Origin of the sequence: Exiguobacterium sp. A1_3_1, assembly GCF_048985645.1 — a bacterium.
Lineage (GTDB): Bacteria > Bacillota > Bacilli > Exiguobacteriales > Exiguobacteriaceae > Exiguobacterium_A > Exiguobacterium_A indicum.
The window spans coordinates 1-987 of the sequence record NZ_WBYY01000318.1 but is presented as its reverse complement, the minus strand read 5'-3'; the positions used below and the strand labels follow the sequence as shown (position 1 = coordinate 987).

The window sequence follows — 987 nt, the reverse complement described above, 5'->3', positions numbered from 1 at the left end:
ACAGATAGTATGGCTTGAAGTGTCATTTGTAGTGCTTTTGCACATATGTATATCGTTTATATTAAAGGATATGAAGTGTCAAAATCTAGGGATTTTTTCCGAAAGAGGCAAAATGATATTTTAATCGATAAAGCAATTCATGCAGAATGTTTAATGTCTATGATAAGATTTCTTTAAACATGTATTTTTATAGTTTGTTTATATATCTTTTTAGAAAGAGGTCTAGTCATGAAGTGGCTTTCATCAAGTCTGTTCCATCGATTTTATATCCTATTGTTTTCGAATTTCTTGATTTTTGCAAGCATCGGCGTCTTAACATTTTACTTTGCTCAAAAAGAGCTGGAGCAACACCGAACTTCATCACAAAAGATTACATCACAAAAAACGCAAGCTCGCACACTATGGAATGAAGCACAACAAGTCAATCTTCAAGTCCAACAAATCGACTTTAATGATCAAACCGATCTTAAGCAGGTCAATCAGCGGTTGGAACGCTTACAACAACACGTTCAATCATTTAGTCAACGTTATTCAGATCCATCAGACGAACGCTTTACGCGTCAACTTGTTCAATTTTCAAGATTTTTAGAACTGGAACTCACCTTACAAGTACTCACGGATAATCAAAAGCTGGTTCAACAATCTGACTCCGCTATCAATGACTACTTTCGATTGATTCATAATGAAGAGCGAAAAGCACAACAATCACTACAACAAAGAACCGTTGAAGTTTTACGCTACGCTTTTGGTGTGATGATCATTGCTTTTTGCCTTCTCAGTTACTTGATTTTAAGACTTGTGCGGTCTTTTCGAACGGACTTACTTGACCTCGTCGATCAAACGAAACACCCTGACCGATTGGAGCAGAACGATTTTCAGAACCGTCACGACGAGATTGGTACACTTGGGCGATCGATGCAACAAATGACGACGTTGCTCGCCTTTGAACACCAGCAAACGCAAGCTGTCAATTCACAACTCCAAGAG

General features: G+C 37.9%; 1 protein-coding gene. It reads left to right on the top strand.

Annotated elements, in window-relative coordinates; all coding sequences use genetic code 11:
• Positions 1–228: 228 nt before the first annotated feature.
• Positions 229–987 (top strand): hypothetical protein (locus F8N00_RS18090; RefSeq protein WP_421018760.1); only part of this gene is annotated, 759 nt, incomplete at its 3' end.